Source organism: Rhizorhabdus histidinilytica (assembly GCF_900167915.1).
GTDB lineage: Bacteria > Pseudomonadota > Alphaproteobacteria > Sphingomonadales > Sphingomonadaceae > Rhizorhabdus > Rhizorhabdus histidinilytica.
The window spans coordinates 696,255-710,689 of record NZ_FUYM01000001.1 but is presented as its reverse complement, the minus strand read 5'-3'; the positions used below and the strand labels follow the sequence as shown (position 1 = coordinate 710,689).

25 protein-coding genes are annotated in these 14,435 nt (G+C 61.1%); all 25 read left to right on the top strand.

The window, feature by feature from the left end; translation table 11 throughout:
- The first annotated feature begins 18 nt into the window (after positions 1-18).
- The 25 genes from B5X82_RS03435 to B5X82_RS03320 all read left to right on the top strand — a co-directional run bounded on the left by B5X82_RS03435 (position 19) and on the right by B5X82_RS03320 (position 14,435).
- Positions 19-222: a hypothetical protein gene (locus B5X82_RS03435; protein WP_235862583.1), complete on the top strand. Its 204-nt coding sequence runs from the start codon at positions 19-21 to the stop codon at positions 220-222.
- The gene (locus B5X82_RS03430; RefSeq protein ID WP_079646613.1) at positions 219-419 is read left to right on the top strand and encodes a hypothetical protein; all 201 of its coding nucleotides are present in this window, start codon (positions 219-221) and stop codon (positions 417-419) included. The genes B5X82_RS03435 and B5X82_RS03430 overlap by 4 nt, the downstream gene beginning before the upstream one ends.
- On the top strand, positions 416-1,066 hold the full coding sequence (locus tag B5X82_RS03425; RefSeq protein WP_079646612.1) for a hypothetical protein: 651 nt from the start codon (positions 416-418) through the stop codon (positions 1,064-1,066). The genes B5X82_RS03430 and B5X82_RS03425 overlap by 4 nt, the downstream gene beginning before the upstream one ends.
- The gene (locus tag B5X82_RS26190) at positions 1,063-1,254 is read left to right on the top strand and encodes a hypothetical protein (protein WP_139385018.1); all 192 of its coding nucleotides are present in this window, start codon (positions 1,063-1,065) and stop codon (positions 1,252-1,254) included. The genes B5X82_RS03425 and B5X82_RS26190 overlap by 4 nt, the downstream gene beginning before the upstream one ends.
- Positions 1,254-1,715, top strand: coding sequence for a hypothetical protein (locus tag B5X82_RS03420; RefSeq protein WP_139385017.1), 462 nt, complete (start codon positions 1,254-1,256; stop codon positions 1,713-1,715). Before B5X82_RS26190 ends, B5X82_RS03420 begins: the two co-directional genes overlap by 1 nt.
- A gap of 18 nt (positions 1,716-1,733) precedes the next feature.
- On the top strand, positions 1,734-2,000 hold the full coding sequence (locus B5X82_RS03415) for a hypothetical protein (protein ID WP_079646611.1): 267 nt from the start codon (positions 1,734-1,736) through the stop codon (positions 1,998-2,000).
- A gap of 120 nt (positions 2,001-2,120) precedes the next feature.
- The gene (locus B5X82_RS03410; protein WP_139385016.1) at positions 2,121-2,429 is read left to right on the top strand and encodes a hypothetical protein; all 309 of its coding nucleotides are present in this window, start codon (positions 2,121-2,123) and stop codon (positions 2,427-2,429) included.
- Entirely contained in the window at positions 2,426-2,776 is a 351-nt protein-coding gene (locus B5X82_RS03405; RefSeq protein WP_079646609.1) for a hypothetical protein, read from the top strand. The genes B5X82_RS03410 and B5X82_RS03405 overlap by 4 nt, the downstream gene beginning before the upstream one ends.
- 49 nt (positions 2,777-2,825) lie before the next feature.
- Positions 2,826-3,122 (top strand): hypothetical protein, encoded by a 297-nt coding sequence (locus B5X82_RS03400; RefSeq protein WP_139385015.1) that lies wholly within the window; start codon positions 2,826-2,828, stop codon positions 3,120-3,122.
- Complete coding sequence (locus tag B5X82_RS03395) at positions 3,119-3,520, top strand: VRR-NUC domain-containing protein (RefSeq protein ID WP_079646607.1); 402 nt, start codon at positions 3,119-3,121, stop codon at positions 3,518-3,520. The genes B5X82_RS03400 and B5X82_RS03395 overlap by 4 nt, the downstream gene beginning before the upstream one ends.
- A complete protein-coding gene (locus tag B5X82_RS03390; protein WP_079646606.1) occupies positions 3,517-3,969 on the top strand; it encodes a hypothetical protein in 453 nt (150 codons plus the stop codon). The genes B5X82_RS03395 and B5X82_RS03390 overlap by 4 nt, the downstream gene beginning before the upstream one ends.
- Positions 3,966-4,277: a hypothetical protein gene (locus tag B5X82_RS03385; protein ID WP_079646605.1), complete on the top strand. Its 312-nt coding sequence runs from the start codon at positions 3,966-3,968 to the stop codon at positions 4,275-4,277. Before B5X82_RS03390 ends, B5X82_RS03385 begins: the two co-directional genes overlap by 4 nt.
- Before the next feature lie 14 nt (positions 4,278-4,291).
- Positions 4,292-4,996: a hypothetical protein gene (locus tag B5X82_RS03380; RefSeq protein ID WP_079646604.1), complete on the top strand. Its 705-nt coding sequence runs from the start codon at positions 4,292-4,294 to the stop codon at positions 4,994-4,996.
- 18 nt (positions 4,997-5,014) lie between these two features.
- Positions 5,015-7,684 (top strand): phage/plasmid primase, P4 family, encoded by a 2,670-nt coding sequence (locus tag B5X82_RS03375; RefSeq protein WP_139385014.1) that lies wholly within the window; start codon positions 5,015-5,017, stop codon positions 7,682-7,684.
- Between the two features lie 294 nt (positions 7,685-7,978).
- A complete protein-coding gene (locus tag B5X82_RS03370) occupies positions 7,979-8,467 on the top strand; it encodes a hypothetical protein (protein WP_079646602.1) in 489 nt (162 codons plus the stop codon).
- Entirely contained in the window at positions 8,464-8,715 is a 252-nt protein-coding gene (locus B5X82_RS26185; protein WP_139385013.1) for a hypothetical protein, read from the top strand. Before B5X82_RS03370 ends, B5X82_RS26185 begins: the two co-directional genes overlap by 4 nt.
- On the top strand, positions 8,715-8,915 hold the full coding sequence (locus B5X82_RS03365) for a hypothetical protein (RefSeq protein ID WP_079646601.1): 201 nt from the start codon (positions 8,715-8,717) through the stop codon (positions 8,913-8,915). Before B5X82_RS26185 ends, B5X82_RS03365 begins: the two co-directional genes overlap by 1 nt.
- Positions 8,912-9,175 carry a hypothetical protein gene (locus B5X82_RS03360; protein WP_079646600.1) on the top strand — a complete coding sequence of 88 codons (264 nt, stop codon included), beginning with the start codon at positions 8,912-8,914 and terminating at the stop codon, positions 9,173-9,175. Before B5X82_RS03365 ends, B5X82_RS03360 begins: the two co-directional genes overlap by 4 nt.
- A complete protein-coding gene (locus B5X82_RS03355; RefSeq protein ID WP_079646599.1) occupies positions 9,175-9,396 on the top strand; it encodes a hypothetical protein in 222 nt (73 codons plus the stop codon). The genes B5X82_RS03360 and B5X82_RS03355 overlap by 1 nt, the downstream gene beginning before the upstream one ends.
- Complete coding sequence (locus B5X82_RS03350) at positions 9,393-9,602, top strand: hypothetical protein (protein ID WP_079646598.1); 210 nt, start codon at positions 9,393-9,395, stop codon at positions 9,600-9,602. The genes B5X82_RS03355 and B5X82_RS03350 overlap by 4 nt, the downstream gene beginning before the upstream one ends.
- A gap of 86 nt (positions 9,603-9,688) precedes the next feature.
- Positions 9,689-9,973: a hypothetical protein gene (locus B5X82_RS03345; protein WP_079646597.1), complete on the top strand. Its 285-nt coding sequence runs from the start codon at positions 9,689-9,691 to the stop codon at positions 9,971-9,973.
- Complete coding sequence (locus B5X82_RS03340; protein WP_079646596.1) at positions 9,966-11,219, top strand: PBSX family phage terminase large subunit; 1,254 nt, start codon at positions 9,966-9,968, stop codon at positions 11,217-11,219. Before B5X82_RS03345 ends, B5X82_RS03340 begins: the two co-directional genes overlap by 8 nt.
- A 197-nt stretch (positions 11,220-11,416) precedes the next feature.
- Positions 11,417-11,614: a hypothetical protein gene (locus B5X82_RS03330; RefSeq protein ID WP_079646594.1), complete on the top strand. Its 198-nt coding sequence runs from the start codon at positions 11,417-11,419 to the stop codon at positions 11,612-11,614.
- A 296-nt stretch (positions 11,615-11,910) separates the two neighbouring features.
- On the top strand, positions 11,911-14,076 hold the full coding sequence (locus tag B5X82_RS03325) for a portal protein (RefSeq protein WP_079646593.1): 2,166 nt from the start codon (positions 11,911-11,913) through the stop codon (positions 14,074-14,076).
- Positions 14,073-14,435: a DUF5856 family protein gene (locus tag B5X82_RS03320; RefSeq protein ID WP_079646592.1), complete on the top strand. Its 363-nt coding sequence runs from the start codon at positions 14,073-14,075 to the stop codon at positions 14,433-14,435. The genes B5X82_RS03325 and B5X82_RS03320 overlap by 4 nt, the downstream gene beginning before the upstream one ends.

Here is a 14,435-nt window from a genome sequence, read left to right as displayed (position 1 = left end):
ATCAATCTGGTCATGCTTATGACCGACGCCGAGCTTTTGCAGGCAATCGACGCCTTCATCGCCGATACCAACATCAAGCCCACGCGCTTAGGGTTGGACGCGCTAGGTGATGGCAACCTCGTCAGCAATCTCCGCAATGGACGTTCGCTGACGCTCAGGAATGCCGAGCGGCTGATGCGTTTTATGGCGGAGTACCAACGCGCGCCGCAGGCAGCCGCATGACCGTGCTCCCCATCATCTGGACCGAAGCCGACCGTCTCGCAGCGGCGGGATGCGCGATCATCCTTTACCCGATCGCCCTGTGGTTCGCAGCCATGTGGATGCTGACCCGCGCCGACGAACTCGATCCCGAAGATCACGACGGTCTTTCAGATGAACAGCGTGAAGCGCTGCGGATCATCAGGGAGCAGGGGGAATGATCGCGGCTCTCTACGTCGAAACCGGCGGCTGCTATTTCGGGCTGCCTGATGTGGACCCGTGGGATGAAGCGCGGGATGCCCGGCAGTACACCGGCCCGCATCCGGTCGTGGCGCACCCGCCTTGCCAGCGCTGGGGCAAGATGTGGTTTGGTCAGCCGCTGACCGTCAAGAAGACCGGCATCCGGAAGATCAAGGGCGACGATGGCGGCTGCTTCAAGGCTGCGCTTGAAGCCGTCCGGAAATGGGGTGGCATCCTTGAGCATCCCGACCAAAGCCATGCATGGGCGCATTTCGGGCTGAACCGGCCTCCTCGTGAGGGTGGCTGGATCGCCGCCGACTTTCATGGCGGGTGGACCTGCTGTGTCGAACAGGGGCGCTACGGCCATTACGCCCGCAAGCCGACCTGGCTCTACGCGGTCGGTTGCGAGCTGCCCGAACTGGATTGGGGTATCGGGGAACCGCGCCTCGATCCGGCGATCATTGCGCGCATGGGCCTCGCCCGTGCCAAGCGTCTGGGAGAAGTTGGAGGGCGCGGGGGCGGCACTGACAGCAGCCCACGCATCGGAACGCCACCCGCCTTCCGCGATCTGCTCCTGACTATCGCGCGGACGGCTCATGGAAGCGCCTCCCGGAGTGAGGCCGCATGAGTGCTCTTCCCACCGCCGCAGCCGCCATCTGGCCCTATCCGCACAGCACGGTCGCCGAGATCGATGCTGCCGGTGAATGGGACCCGGGTCGCGACACCCCGCACCACCAACCAGCACCCCGGCGAGATGACGACGGCGGTGAAGGCGCTGCTGTGGGCGGTTCGGTCCATAATGGAGACAAGCTCTAATGACGCAACGCACAAAAGTCTGTCAGCGCGAGCCGATCCAGAAGGACAAGTTTCAGCGCGCCCTTGCTGCGGCTTGGGGGCGGGTATGGCCTGCTGTCGGCAAAGGCACGATGGCCGCTGCCATGGGGCTGGACAGCACCAAGACGATCGATCGTGCAGTGACGGCGAGCAATCTCCCCGAGGCGCACACGATCTTCAACAGCCTCTTCGCCGACCCGACCGCGCTCTACGAGGTTGCGGCGCTCTACGGCTTCAAGATGGTCCCGATGACTGTCGAGGCCGCGAACGACCTCAGCACGGCCGCTGGGACGATCGACGCCATGGCCGCGCTGATCCGCAGCCAGGACGACAGCCACCGCGATCACAACGAGACGCTCGCGATTGCCGCGCTGCTGCGGCCGCATCTCGGGGCGCTGAACGCCATTGTTCGCCAAGCAGATGAACTGCGCGGCGCCGCCTAACCAACAGGAGGAATACCCATGTACCATGAATTCCTTTTCGCGCTCGCCGGGGCATCCGCCGCCGGGATCGGTATCCAGCTTCTCGCGCTCAATCCGGCTCGCCGCAGGATCGCGACGCTGGAGGCGCGCATTGCCCTGACCGAGAAGCGCGGCGACCGCTGGTTTCGTGATTACCAGATCGCCATCGCACAGCGCGATGCACTTCGGGCGCAGAACGAAGAGCTTCGAGCTTTCAAGGCTCGCCGCAACATGTCTCGGCGCCAGCGCGAGGCGATTGCAGCATGACGCGCTTCCTCACCCGCCTCGCCGCCAAGCCCCTGTCCCGCAAGGCCCGACAGCAGCGCAAGGCTATCCGTAAAACCACGAGCGCCATGCGGGCTCATCTGATCAAGGTGGGGAAGCTCCATGGATAAGTTCATGCAATCGCTCGTCGATGCGCCACTTGCGAACCCGCTGCGCCTGAACCTTGTCGAAGTTGAGGGCGCGCCCAAGAAGCGCAGCCCATCCAAGCGAACGCTCCAGATGTTCCAGGCTCCCGCGCCGATCGTGAAGAATGCGCGCGAATACAAGGAGCGCCAGTTCAACGCCAAGATCAAGACGATGCTCGATTATTACGCGACCACCAAGGTCCCGTTCAATCGCATCGCCGAGCACATGAACCTTTCGGTTGAGCAAGTCACCGAGAGCATGAGCTTTCGTGGGAGGAAAGCATGAAATATGTGGGAACCGTGAAGCTGACTGCCCGCGTGTCGATCGCGGAAATCCGCAACGCGCTGGCAAAACGCGATTTAGAAGACATCTCGACACTCAGCGAAGATGACACTCTGAGCATATTTGAGGTCGCGGTCGACCAAGGCGACATCAACGATGCCTGCGGGCTCTGTGAGGGCGAGGGTATTCCTGATGTCGAGCCCGTCGTCGACCATAATCTGATCGGCGACTTCATCGCAGCGCTTCAGGCCGGCGACATGCTGACCGCTCGCGGGCTCGTCTACCGGGTTTTCGACGACACTTCGGATGCTCGTGCCGCTGACAGCGCGCTGTGCCGCTGCGCCACCTAACCCCATTCGCCGGGGTGTTGGGCGGCACCCCGATAACGAGAGAACGGCTATGGTAAGTTTCAACTACGAAGCTCCGCGTAACCTGCAAGGGCGTCCCAAGTTGCTGGAGATGCGCCGGCATCCCGACGTTTGCACCAGCGCCGAGTGCGCGGCTACCAAGACGCATCTCTACTGCCGGCGCTGCATCCTTGATGCAAAAGCGCGCCTCGCGCCCGGCATGAACAATCGCGAGATCGAGGAGCGCTATACCGCGATCGGGCGCACCCGCGCTTTGACCGAGCTGGAAAGCGTCGTGCTGGAAGAAGCTGTGCGCGCTCAGGAAAACAGCCGGAAGAGGGTCGCATGACCGGCTATCTCTTCCACGTCGATCCACGCGCTAACGCAGAGCAGGGCGATGAACTTGCCATCCAGGTGCGCATGCGCACGACGCTGCTCAAGATCGCGCCGAAGCTCCGCTTTGTGGCGACTCCCAACGGTGCGCGCCGCACCATGTGGGAGGCTCGTAAGAGCAAGGCTGAGGGACTGGCGGCAGGCTTCCCCGACGCGACAATCCTCTGGCCCGGCGGCATCGCGTTCGTGGAGATCAAGGCGCGCAACGGCTCCCTGTCCGTCGACCAGATCAACTGGCTCAACTGGCTGACACAAGCCGGCTTCAACTGCGGCGTGTTCAACAACAGCGCGTCGCTGTTCGCCAAGCTGCGGGAATGGGGTGCGCCTGTGCCCGCCATGAAGGTGGCGGCATGACCTACCAGTCGCCCATGGACGACCTGTTCGCCGAATATGGCAACAAGGCCATTCCCGCGCCGCAGATGCGTGCGCAGCTCCGTAAGGACGTCAAGTCCGCGTTCGAAGAGCGGATGGAGGAAAAGCAACGGCTGTCGGCGCGCTATCGCAAGTGGAAGACCAGTGAAGCGCGCGCAACGCTGGCCAGCGAGCCACGTCTGCGGGCGTTCAATCGTTATCTTCGCAAGATCGAGCCGCAGGACGGCGATGAACTGATCGGAGCTATCGCGGAAAGCTGGTTGCCGGAGAGCCGCCAGGATGTTCGCATCTACGCGCTGCGCATGGTCGATCGCCACTGCAACCGGCTCAATCTGCGCCTCGGCAACGAAATCCTGGACGATCCACTGCCGCCGGAAACCAACGTCTATTTTCGTGCCCGCGCTCTCCTGCATGCGGGAGGCAGGGCATGACCGATCCGTTCGCCGCTTATGGCAGGAAGGCCACCAGTACGGCGCCCGATCGCCTAGTCGGTGTCACGAAAACCCGAGCGGCCGCGCGCCTCCGCTACGCCGAGATCATCAGCGAACTTGGCGCCTGTGAGGATGTCAACATGCTGGAGGCTTATGTCACCAGCATTGCGGCCGACATCGCGCAATTCAAGGCCGAACTCCCTCTTTTTTGGGACGGGGAAGACGACTTCCTCGGTCTCGAGCGTGAGATTCAAGCCGCACAGGAGCGGCTTGAACATCAGGACCGGCCAGCGCCGGCCTTTCAGTAGAAGGAAGCAAGAAGATGAATGCACTTACGAATGTCGAACAGGGCGGCGCGATCGCCGTGCAGGGGGGATATGATCCCTTTGCAGCCTATGGCGCGGAAGCCGCCAATGGCGGCACCTTCCTGAAGTTCTCCAAGGGCGAATGGCTGCTCGGGCAGGACAATCAGGATGTCGAACTCGGTCGCCTGCTCGTCGCCAATATGAACGAGCTTTCGATCGGGTGGATTCGCTGGGAGGATGGTAAGCCGGCCGAGCGCCGGATGAACCTGCTTACCTCCGGTATCCGACCCGATAGCCGCGCAGAACTCGGTTACACCGACCAGACGCTCTGGGACACCGACGCGGACGGCAAGCCGGTCGACCCGTGGAACTTCACCAATGAACTTCCGCTCGCGGATCCCGAGACCGGTGAGCAGATGACGTTCTCGGCGTCGTCGAAGGGTGGCATCGGCTGCATCGGCAACCTGTGCAAGGCATATGCCGCCCAGCGGGGCCAGCACCCTGGCCTGTTTCCGGTCCTGGAACTGGCCCGGAACAGCTACATGCACCCGGTCTACAAGAAGACCTACGTGCCCGTGCTCAACATCGTCGATTGGGTCGAGAATGGCAGCGTGCCACCTCCGGTCGGAGCCGTCGAAGAGGATGATACCCTTTCAGCAAGTGCCACTGTGACGGAGACGCCGGCCGCCACGAAGGCAGCCGGCGCGAAGACCCGCTTTTAATTGAGACTTCCGGTCCCGGTGGCGCTGCAACGCTGCCGGGACCACTCCACACCAGCCTACGGGGGCATGATGCGAAACAGGGATTACACCGCAACGGCTGACTTTCTGAAGGGCTTCTTCGCCGAGACCCTTCACAAGGTCGAGCTGCGCGCGTGCCCGAACGTCAAGGGACTGGCCGGTGCCAAGTCGGTGATGACCGATACCGACCTCCAGCGCGTGTCCTTCTGCATCGAGAAGGACGTCGACGGGATCGGCGTGTATTTCGGTGTCTGCACGCGGCAGGAGGGCGCCACCAGCGGCAATCTCGATACGGTTGCCGAATGCCCCGCGCTTTGGGTCGATATCGACTGTGCGAAGCAGGGCATCTCCGGTGACGATGCCTTGGCCGCGCTCAATTTCCTGCCACATCCCCCATCGCTGATCGTCAATTCAGGCGGTGGCCTCCATGCCTATTGGTTGCTCGAACAACCTGTCGACGTTTCGCCGGGCCAGCATACCCGTGAGGTCGTAACCGCATGTCTGCGCCAGCTTGCCATGGTGCTGGCAGGCGACCTCCAATGCGCCGAACTCGCCCGCATCCTGCGCCTGCCAGGCACGATGAACAGTAAGAGCGCTACCAAGCTGCTCTATGATGGACAGCCCGCCCTGTGCGAGGTGATCGAGAACAGCGGCCGCGTCCATGACTTCGACACGCTGCGCCTATGGCTGGGCACGCAGCGCGCCGTCCTGCATGGTCGCATCGAAGCGCCGCGGCCTGTCGTCGAGACCGACCCATTCGTTCGCTACGCACGCGAGGTCGGCTACGAGCCTGCAATCGATGTCGAAGCTGAACTGGCAGGGATCGTCCCAGGCCATCATCGCAACGGCATCCATCCGACACAACTTCGCGTATCGATGAGTCTCCTCGCGCGCGGCTATGACGATGACGAGATCGTCGAGATGCTGCTGAAGGCGACTGCTCATCACGCGCCGGCCAATGATCGATGGGACTGGAGCGCGGAGGAAAAGGCGCTCCGCAACATGATTTCCTCTGGCCGCAAAAAGGTCGAGGAGCGGCAGAAATCAGCACCCCAAAGGGTGATTCCCTCCACCAGCGGCAATGCTGCGCTGAAGCTCGTTCATGATGCGGATGCGGATGACGAGGAAGAGCCGTCTCCCAAGGGTACCGTCAAGGAAAGTAAGTCGGCCACTGTCGCGGTGGGGAAGGCCGCGATCGGAGTGTGGAAAGAGCGATACGGGCCGGTGATGCATACCCAGGGGACCACCTATTGCTATGAAGGCGGCATCTGGGAGGTCTGGAACGACACGCTTCACCAGCGCTTGCGGGCGATTATTCAAGAAGCCTGCGCGGCGCTGGGTCTCGAACCAAAGACGGCGCTGCTCAATGCTGCCAAGGCCTATTTCATGGACAGGCCGGAACTCACTCATAACGAGGTGACGTTCGACGCGCACGGCCTGCTCATCGCAGAGGATGGCTGTCTCGACCTCAACACGCTCGAGATCATCGACCATAGCCCGAAGCACTATGCTCTATTCAAGGTGTCGGCCAACGTCCGGGGCTCGCGCGAATGTCCGGCATGGCTCGACTTCCTTCAGGGCGCATTCGCCGACCGGGGCTGCTCCGCAGAGATCATCTCGACAATCCAGGAATGGTACGGCGTCTCGATCGCGGTCACGCGCAGTCGACCGCTGCTTAAAGGCATGCTGGTCCATGGGCCATCGCGCAGCGGCAAGACACAGGTATCCAAGGTGCTGCGTGGCCTCCTTGGCCCCAAGCATATCTGCAACGCACTGATGCGCGATCTTGAGGGCCGGTTCGGCAAGGAGCCGCTCATCGGCAAGCGCGGGTGGATCGCTGACGACGCGATTGGCCCGAAGGAATATCTCGATGCCGAGACCTATAAGGTCGTCGTGACCGGCGAGGACACCTCGGCGCAGATGAAGGGCGGTAAGAACTGGGAAGGTCGCTTCGGCTTTCCGGTCATGCTGACCGCCAACAATCTACCGCGCGTCAACGACAAGTCGGACGCCACATATAACCGAAGCCTTATATTGCCGATGACGGTCGTGCGTCCGGAAACCGCTCCCGAGCCCGAGGGCTACGAAAGCCTCGCCGACAAGGTGATAGCCGAGGAGCTTACCGGCGTCCTTTGGTGGGCTGTGGAAGGCAGGCGGCGTGTCATGGCGCGTGGTCGGTTCGATCCGCCGGCACCTATGACGGATGCCAAGCGAAGCTTCCAGGACAGCAATGACCCGATTGGGACTTGGATACGCGAATGCGTCGAGCTGTCGGATGATACTAAAGTCGCTCGAAAAGATCTCGCAGCCAGCTTCAATGGCTGGTGGGCATTGGAGAGTGAAGATGGGAAGGATTTCTCATCAAATTCCATCACGCGAGAGATCCTTTCCCGCTTCCCGACAATAGATGAATGCAAATCACACGGCGAGCGAATGTTCGGCGGGATACGACTCAATGAGGAAGGTCTATTCGCTTGGGATCACCGCGTGGGATCGGCAGCGGGATTCGACAAGAAGGTCGGCTTCTCCCTTGTGAAAGAGGAGGTCAATCGGTATTATGACATGCGTCCTGCTTACAGGAATGTGATCAATTCTTCTTCTGATGAAGAAAAAGTGCCCCCGGTATCTGCCCCACCAACCGGCAGAGACCTCGCTAAAACAAGGTTTTAGCCGAAATGTCCGGGGCACTTTATGGGGCACATTTGGGGCACTTCGCCACCTCAGGGGGTCACTTTTTTCTGAGCGCGGGGCACTTTTGTGCCCCCATCCGCAGATGTGCCCCCAAATGTGCCCCCACAAATAATCCTTTGATTTCAATGGTGAAGGTGTCGGTCAGGGGCACTGGGGCACTTTTTTATAAAACTTTATATGGTGTAGGAAAAAGGAAAATGGAGAGAGATATAGGGGTATACGCGCGCGCGAGTGCCCTGCCATCCCGTCGCCATGCGTCGGAGGGCGGTTGCCATGCCAACTGAAGCCGCCTGCGCCGCCGCCCTCGAACTCGTCGCGCCCGCCGAGCAAGCCTATCATTCCCGGTGGCGGCTATCCTCGCTCAAGCGGGTGGATGCCGATCTCCATGAGGCCCTCACCGAGCAGATCGAGCTCTATCACGCCGCCTTCACGATCGGCGCGTCTGACGAACTGCGCGTGCAGTCTGAGGCCATGGTTCGTGGCTGGGCTGCTGCCTGCAAAGCCATGGAAGCCGCTCAGGCGCCAGAGGATGCCTATCTGATGGGCATGGACGATGCGTCCGGCATCCAGGTCGTCATAGCCGAGCATAAGGGGTCCAGAGACGCTCTTGCAGCCCGCTATGGCGAACCGCTGGTGCTGCTGACCCCCAATGAGGTCGCAACGCTTCTCGCGACCGTGGAGATCGTCAGGCAGGCCAAGCAGCATTTCCCGGACGCAGAGCTCATGCCCGCCGCCAAGGTCGAGAAGGGAGAGAGGATATGAGTGATTTTGCAGTCGGCGACCGCGTTACGCTGAACTTCTGCCCATCGTGGAATCTGCCTTACCGCAAGTTTGCGAAGGAGGGGCGTCTCGCGACGATTGAGAACATTCGGCCTGATCTCCTTCATGATCCGATCAAGATCATTTTTGACGTGAAGCGACGTGGCGCAAAGCCGGTGGATGCTTGGGTTTCCGCACGTGACCTTACCCCTGCTTTAGCTGCCACCCCAGCCATCAAGGGAGAGGAGTGATGAAACGGAAGTTGGCCTTCGCGTTGATCTGGCTTGTGGCCGTGAACCTGTTCTTGGTCGCTGCCTACGCATTCACGGTTTGGGAAATGCCGCCCAGCATCGATCGGTGGCCTCCGTTCAATCGCCTGCTCTTGCTCACCTTCAATACATGGGTCGTGTGCATGGTGATGACCTACCCGTCCTTTAGGAAAGCCCCATGACCGACACCCTGACAGCCTGCGCTCGGGCGATGGAAGAGCGAGCCGTGTCGTGGTCACGTGACTATCCCGGCTTGGCCCTCCCCGAAGAGTGCCCATACGACATTCTGGCCCGCGCCTGCCTCACCGCGCTCGCCGAGAATGTGAGCCGAGAGATGCGCCAATCCGGTTGGGATGAGACGCCCTGCAATTGGTCGGGCACTGCTGACGACCTCGATCCGATCTTCACCGCCATGATCCGCGCTGCCGTGGGAGAGAAGTAATGGGCGATCCTGATTTCCGACAGAGCGCCGAAGCCGAGCGCGCCGCGATCGTGGCTTGGTTGGAGCAACGAGCTGAGGCCGCACTCAACCGCGCGCCTGATCCCGAACAGCCGGGGACAGAGCATCTGAGCAACGCCTGGAGCGCCGGCGCATACAATGCGCTGTACCTCGCGGCAGCCAAAATCTCGCGCGGGGATCATCTCAAGGAGAAGCAGGGATGAGCGAGGGTCAAGCGGACGCGCTCGACCGTATCGTCAAGGCATTCGAGAAGCGGTTGAACATTTATCGTGCCAAGCACGCAGCTGCCAATCCTCTCGGCGAGGATATCTATAACCGCTTCGACACGATCCAATATGTGATCGAGGCGATCGAGCTTCTCGCGTTTGAGGCTGGGATCAATGGCCATCTCAAGGCGCGGGAGGGGTGAATGGTGTCTTTGTACCCAAAATCCATTCTTCGCGCCACAAGGCACCTCTCCGGGCAAAATAGAGGGCATTCGGCAGGAGGTTGTCCATGTCTAAACTAGAGACGGGTAGGCAAAAGACCGGCGGTCGCCAGAAAGGCACGCCCAACAAGGTCACGAAAGCGCTGAAGGATATGATCCTAGGCGCGTTGGACGACGCTGGAGGGCAAACGTACCTCGCCGACCAGGCAAAGGCAAACCCCGCCGCGTTCATGACGCTGGTAGGCAAGGTGCTGCCGATGCAAGTCGCGGGCGATGCCGACAATCCGCTGAACGTGATCAACACGATCCGGCGTGAAGTGATCGATAAGAGCGCGGAAAGCCCCGATGCCTGAAGGCGTCCTCTCGATCCCGACCCCGCGCTGGGCCGTCCCGCTCCTTGAACCCGCACGCTACAAGGGCATCAAGGGCGGGCGCGCCTCGGGCAAATCGCATGAGCGCGCGGAGGCCATGATCGAGGCGCACATCATCGACCAGAACAGCGCGAGCGTCTGCATCCGCGAGGTGCAGAAAACGCTCCAGCAATCGGTCAAGCGCCTGCTGGAAGCGAAGATCGAGAGCCTCGGTGCCCAGCAATATTTCGAGGTGCAGGAATCAATCATCAAGTCGCGTCACGGCAAGGGGCTGATCATCTTCCAGGGCATGCAGAACCACACAGCCGACAGCATCAAGTCGCTGGAGGGGTTCGATCGGGCATGGGTCGAGGAAGCCCAGACGCTCAGCCAGCGATCGCTGGACCTGTTGCGCCCTACCATCCGCAAGCCCGGCTCCGAACTGTGGTTCACGTGGAACCCGAACAGCCCGGACGATCCTGTCGATGCCCTGCTGTGCGGGGAGACGCCACCGCCCGGCGCGATCGTTGTCCATGTCAACTATCAGGACAATCCGTGGTGTCCCGATGAGATGCTGGTGGAGGCCGAATACGACCGCAAGCGCGATCCCGAGAAGTTTCGCCATGTGTGGGAGGGCGGCTATCTCACGAACAGCGAAACGCGCGTGTTCAAGCGCTGGCGCGTCGAGGAATGCGAGCCACCGAACGGTGCCGTTTTCCGCTATGGCGCCGACTTCGGCTATTCGATCGATCCGTCCTGCGCGCTTCGGTGCTGGATTGATGGCCACAATCTCTACGTCGATTACGAGAGCTATCGCATCGGCTGCGAGATCGACGAGTTGCCGGACCTGTTCATGGCCGTCCCGGAGATCGAACGCTGGCCGCTGATCTCGGACAGCTCGCGCCCCGAGACGATCAACTATCTCCGCCGCCACGGCTTCCCGAAGATACAATCGGCGGTGAAGGGCGCTCGGTCGCTTGAGGAGGGCGTTTCGTTCCTCCAAAGCTACGACATCATCGTCCACCCGCGCTGCGTCCACCTTATCGATGAGCTGACCCACTACAGCTACAAGCGCGATCCCCTGACGGACAAAATCCTGTCGGTGCTGGAGGACAAGAACAATCACCTGATCGACGCGCTGCGCTACGCCTGCGAGGCCGTGCGGCGCAATCCCAGGAACCGGCAATCGCGCGATATCGTGCATCGGCCTCTCGTCATGCCCGGTTCCGCATCGTGGATGGGAGCGTGAGGGCATGAGGTACGTTCGCAGGCCAAAAGCTCGCGGGTGGGTCGAAGATGAGACGTTTTCGACGGACAAGCCTCTATTGCCTCATTTCGAGGTGGACGGCAGCGAAGATGTCGACACTGGCCTGATCTGGTCAGACGGCACGCCAATCTACCGCACGGCGCGCCCCATTGGCTTTGGCAGGGACGAGGAGTGGTAACATGCAGGAGGCAACGATCCGTGGCCGACCGAAGGGGCAGCTTACCCGAGCCAAGCGCAAGGTGCTCGCGTTCGTCATCGCCAAGCAGGCGGCGAACGAGAATTATACCAAGGGCGAGTTGATGCGCGCTTGCGGCTTCGAGCATCGCTGGAATGCCAATCGCGTGTTGAGGCAGTTGCGCGACATGGGGATGCTGTGAGAATCCCACGCTCGCTGATCTGGCTGTGGCGCATGTACGCATGGCGACATGGCTTCCACGACCCCTACGCCAATGCGCGTGCGATATTTTGCGCAATCGTAACATTGGAGCGCGAACGAAGAAAGGCGCAACATATCACGGCTGTGGCGAGGCACAAGCAAGTCCTTATGGATATATGGTTACGGCAGAATCTTCATCCAGCCTCCTATCTTCGCCGATCGAGTTCCGGGAAGCTGTGGCGGCCGAATTAAAGAGCCCTGTCTGACACGTACCAGTTAGTATAACTGATCTCCCCCATGACGGGGGAAGCGCGCGGCCTCGATAAGTCTCAAGAGACCATGCTGGCAACCATGCGCCAGCGTCTCCGCATGGCCGAAGCCGCCTTCTCCGACAGCCGCGAGGATGAGCTGGACGATCTCCGCTTTTTCGCGGGCTCGCCGGACAATCAATGGCAATGGCCGATGGACGTGCTCAGCACGCGCGGCAGCGTGCAGGGACAGACGATCAACGCGCGCCCTTGCCTGACCATCAACAAGCTCCCGCAGCATGTGCGCCAGGTCACGAACGAGCAGCGGCAGAACCGTCCGAGCGGCAAGGTCATTCCAGTCGATGACAACGCCGACATCGAGGTAGCCGAAATCTACGAGGGCATGGTTCGGCACATCGAGTATATCTCGGATGCCGACGTTGCCTATGACACGGCCTGCGAGAATCAGGTCACCTATGGCGAAGGCTATATCCGCCTCCTGACCGAATATTGCCGCGAGGACAGTTTCGATCAGGATATTAAGATCGGGCGCATCCGCAACGCCTTCTCGGTCTACATGGACCCGACGATACAGGACCCCTGCGGCTCGGATGCCGAGTGGTGCTTCATCACGCAGGACATGACCAAGGACGAGTATGAGCGCGAGTTTCCCGACGCTCTGCCGGTCACCGGGTTGCAGGATCAGGGCGTAGGCGACGAAAGCATCGGCGCGTGGATTCAGCAGGATACCGTCCGCGTCGCCGAATATTTCTACTATGAGTACAAGGCCGACACGCTCAATCTCTACGCCAGCGGTCAGACGGCGTTCACCTCCGATCGCAACAATAAGCTGATCGAGCTGGCGCAGGGCGCACCGATCAAGACGCGCGAAGTCCAGCGCAAGCGCGTGATGTGGGTCAAGACCAACGGCTTCGAGGTGCTCGAAAGCCGGGAATGGCCGGGCAAGTGGATTCCCGTCGTCCGCGTCGTCGGCAATGAGTTCGAGGTGGAGGGCCGCGTCTGGCTGTCCGGTCTGGTGCGCAATGCCAAGGATGCGCAGCGCATGTACAACTACTGGACGAGTCAGGAAGCAGAGATGCTGGCGCTCGCTCCCAAGGCTCCGTTTGTCGGCTATGGCGGTCAGTTCGAGGGCTACGAAACCCAATGGAAGACAGCCAACACGAACAACTGGCCGTATCTTGAGGTAAATCCCGATGTCACCGATGCGCAAGGAGGCCCTCTGCCGCTTCCGCAGCGCGCAGCACCACCTCTCCCGCAGTCGGGCCTCTGGCAGGCCAAGATGGGCGCCTCGGACGACATCAAGGGCACCACGGGTCAGTATGACGCATCGCTCGGCGCGCAGTCGAACGAGCAGTCGGGCAAGGCGATCCTCGCACGCGAGCGTCAGGGCGATGTTGGGACCTATCACTATGTGGACAATCTCGCCCGCGCGATCCGCCACATTACCCGGCAACTGATCGACCTGATCCCGAAAATCTACGACACGCAGCGCATCGCACGGATCATCGGCGTCGATGACGAAGTGAAGATGGTCAAGATCAACCCGGCGCAGCTGGAGCCGGTTCGGGAGGTCAAGAACGAAGCCGGGATTGTGATCGAGAAGATCTACAACCCCGGCGTCGGCACCTATGACGTTATGGTCACGACAGGCCCGAGCTACATGACCAAGCGGCAGGAGGCCGTCGAGGGCATGGTGTCGGTTCTGCAAGCCGCGCCGCAGCTTTGGCCGATCATCGGCGATTTGATGATCCGTAACATGGACTGGCCGGGCGCACAGGACATGGCGGAGCGCATCAAGCGCACGATCGATCCGAAGATCATCGGCGAAGAGGACGACAACCCCGCTCTGGCAGCCGCGCAGCAGCAGATTCAGATGCTCACGCAGCAGCTCGAGCAGGCGATGGGCATGCTCCAGAACGCGCACAACTCGATTGAGGCGCGCGACGCGGATACCAAGGAATATGACGCTGTAACCAAGCGCATTTCCGCGATGAATACCGGCCTGCAACCGGAAGATGTGCAGGCGCTCGTGCTTTCGACGCTTCGTGACGCGCTGGAAACCTCCCAATTCATCGGCGAGACGCCTGACGAGCCGCTTTTTGGCGGGGGAGAGGGGCCGGAAACTGATGCTGGAGGGGCAATGATGCCTCCTCCGGGCGCGCCTCCGGCACCAGCGGCGGGGATGGCGGAATGAACGCCGCGCAGTTCATCGGCCTGCTGTTTCTGGGGCGAGATGTGGCCCATTCGGCGCATCTGAACACGCGCTCCTATGCCAGGCACAAGGCGCTCAACAAGTTTTACGAGGGAATTATTGGGCTCGCCGATGATTTCGCGGAGACATATCAGGGCAGACACGGCCTGATCGGCCCGATCAGCCTGCCAAAGCCCAAGAATGGCAACGATATCGTCAAGTTCCTTGAGGGGCAGCTTGGCGAGATCGAAAATGGCCGATTTTCCGTGTGCTCCAAGGACGATTCACCGCTCCAGAACCTGATCGATGAGGTCTGCGAGCTTTATCTTCGCACCATCTACAAACTGAGGTTTCTGGGGTAG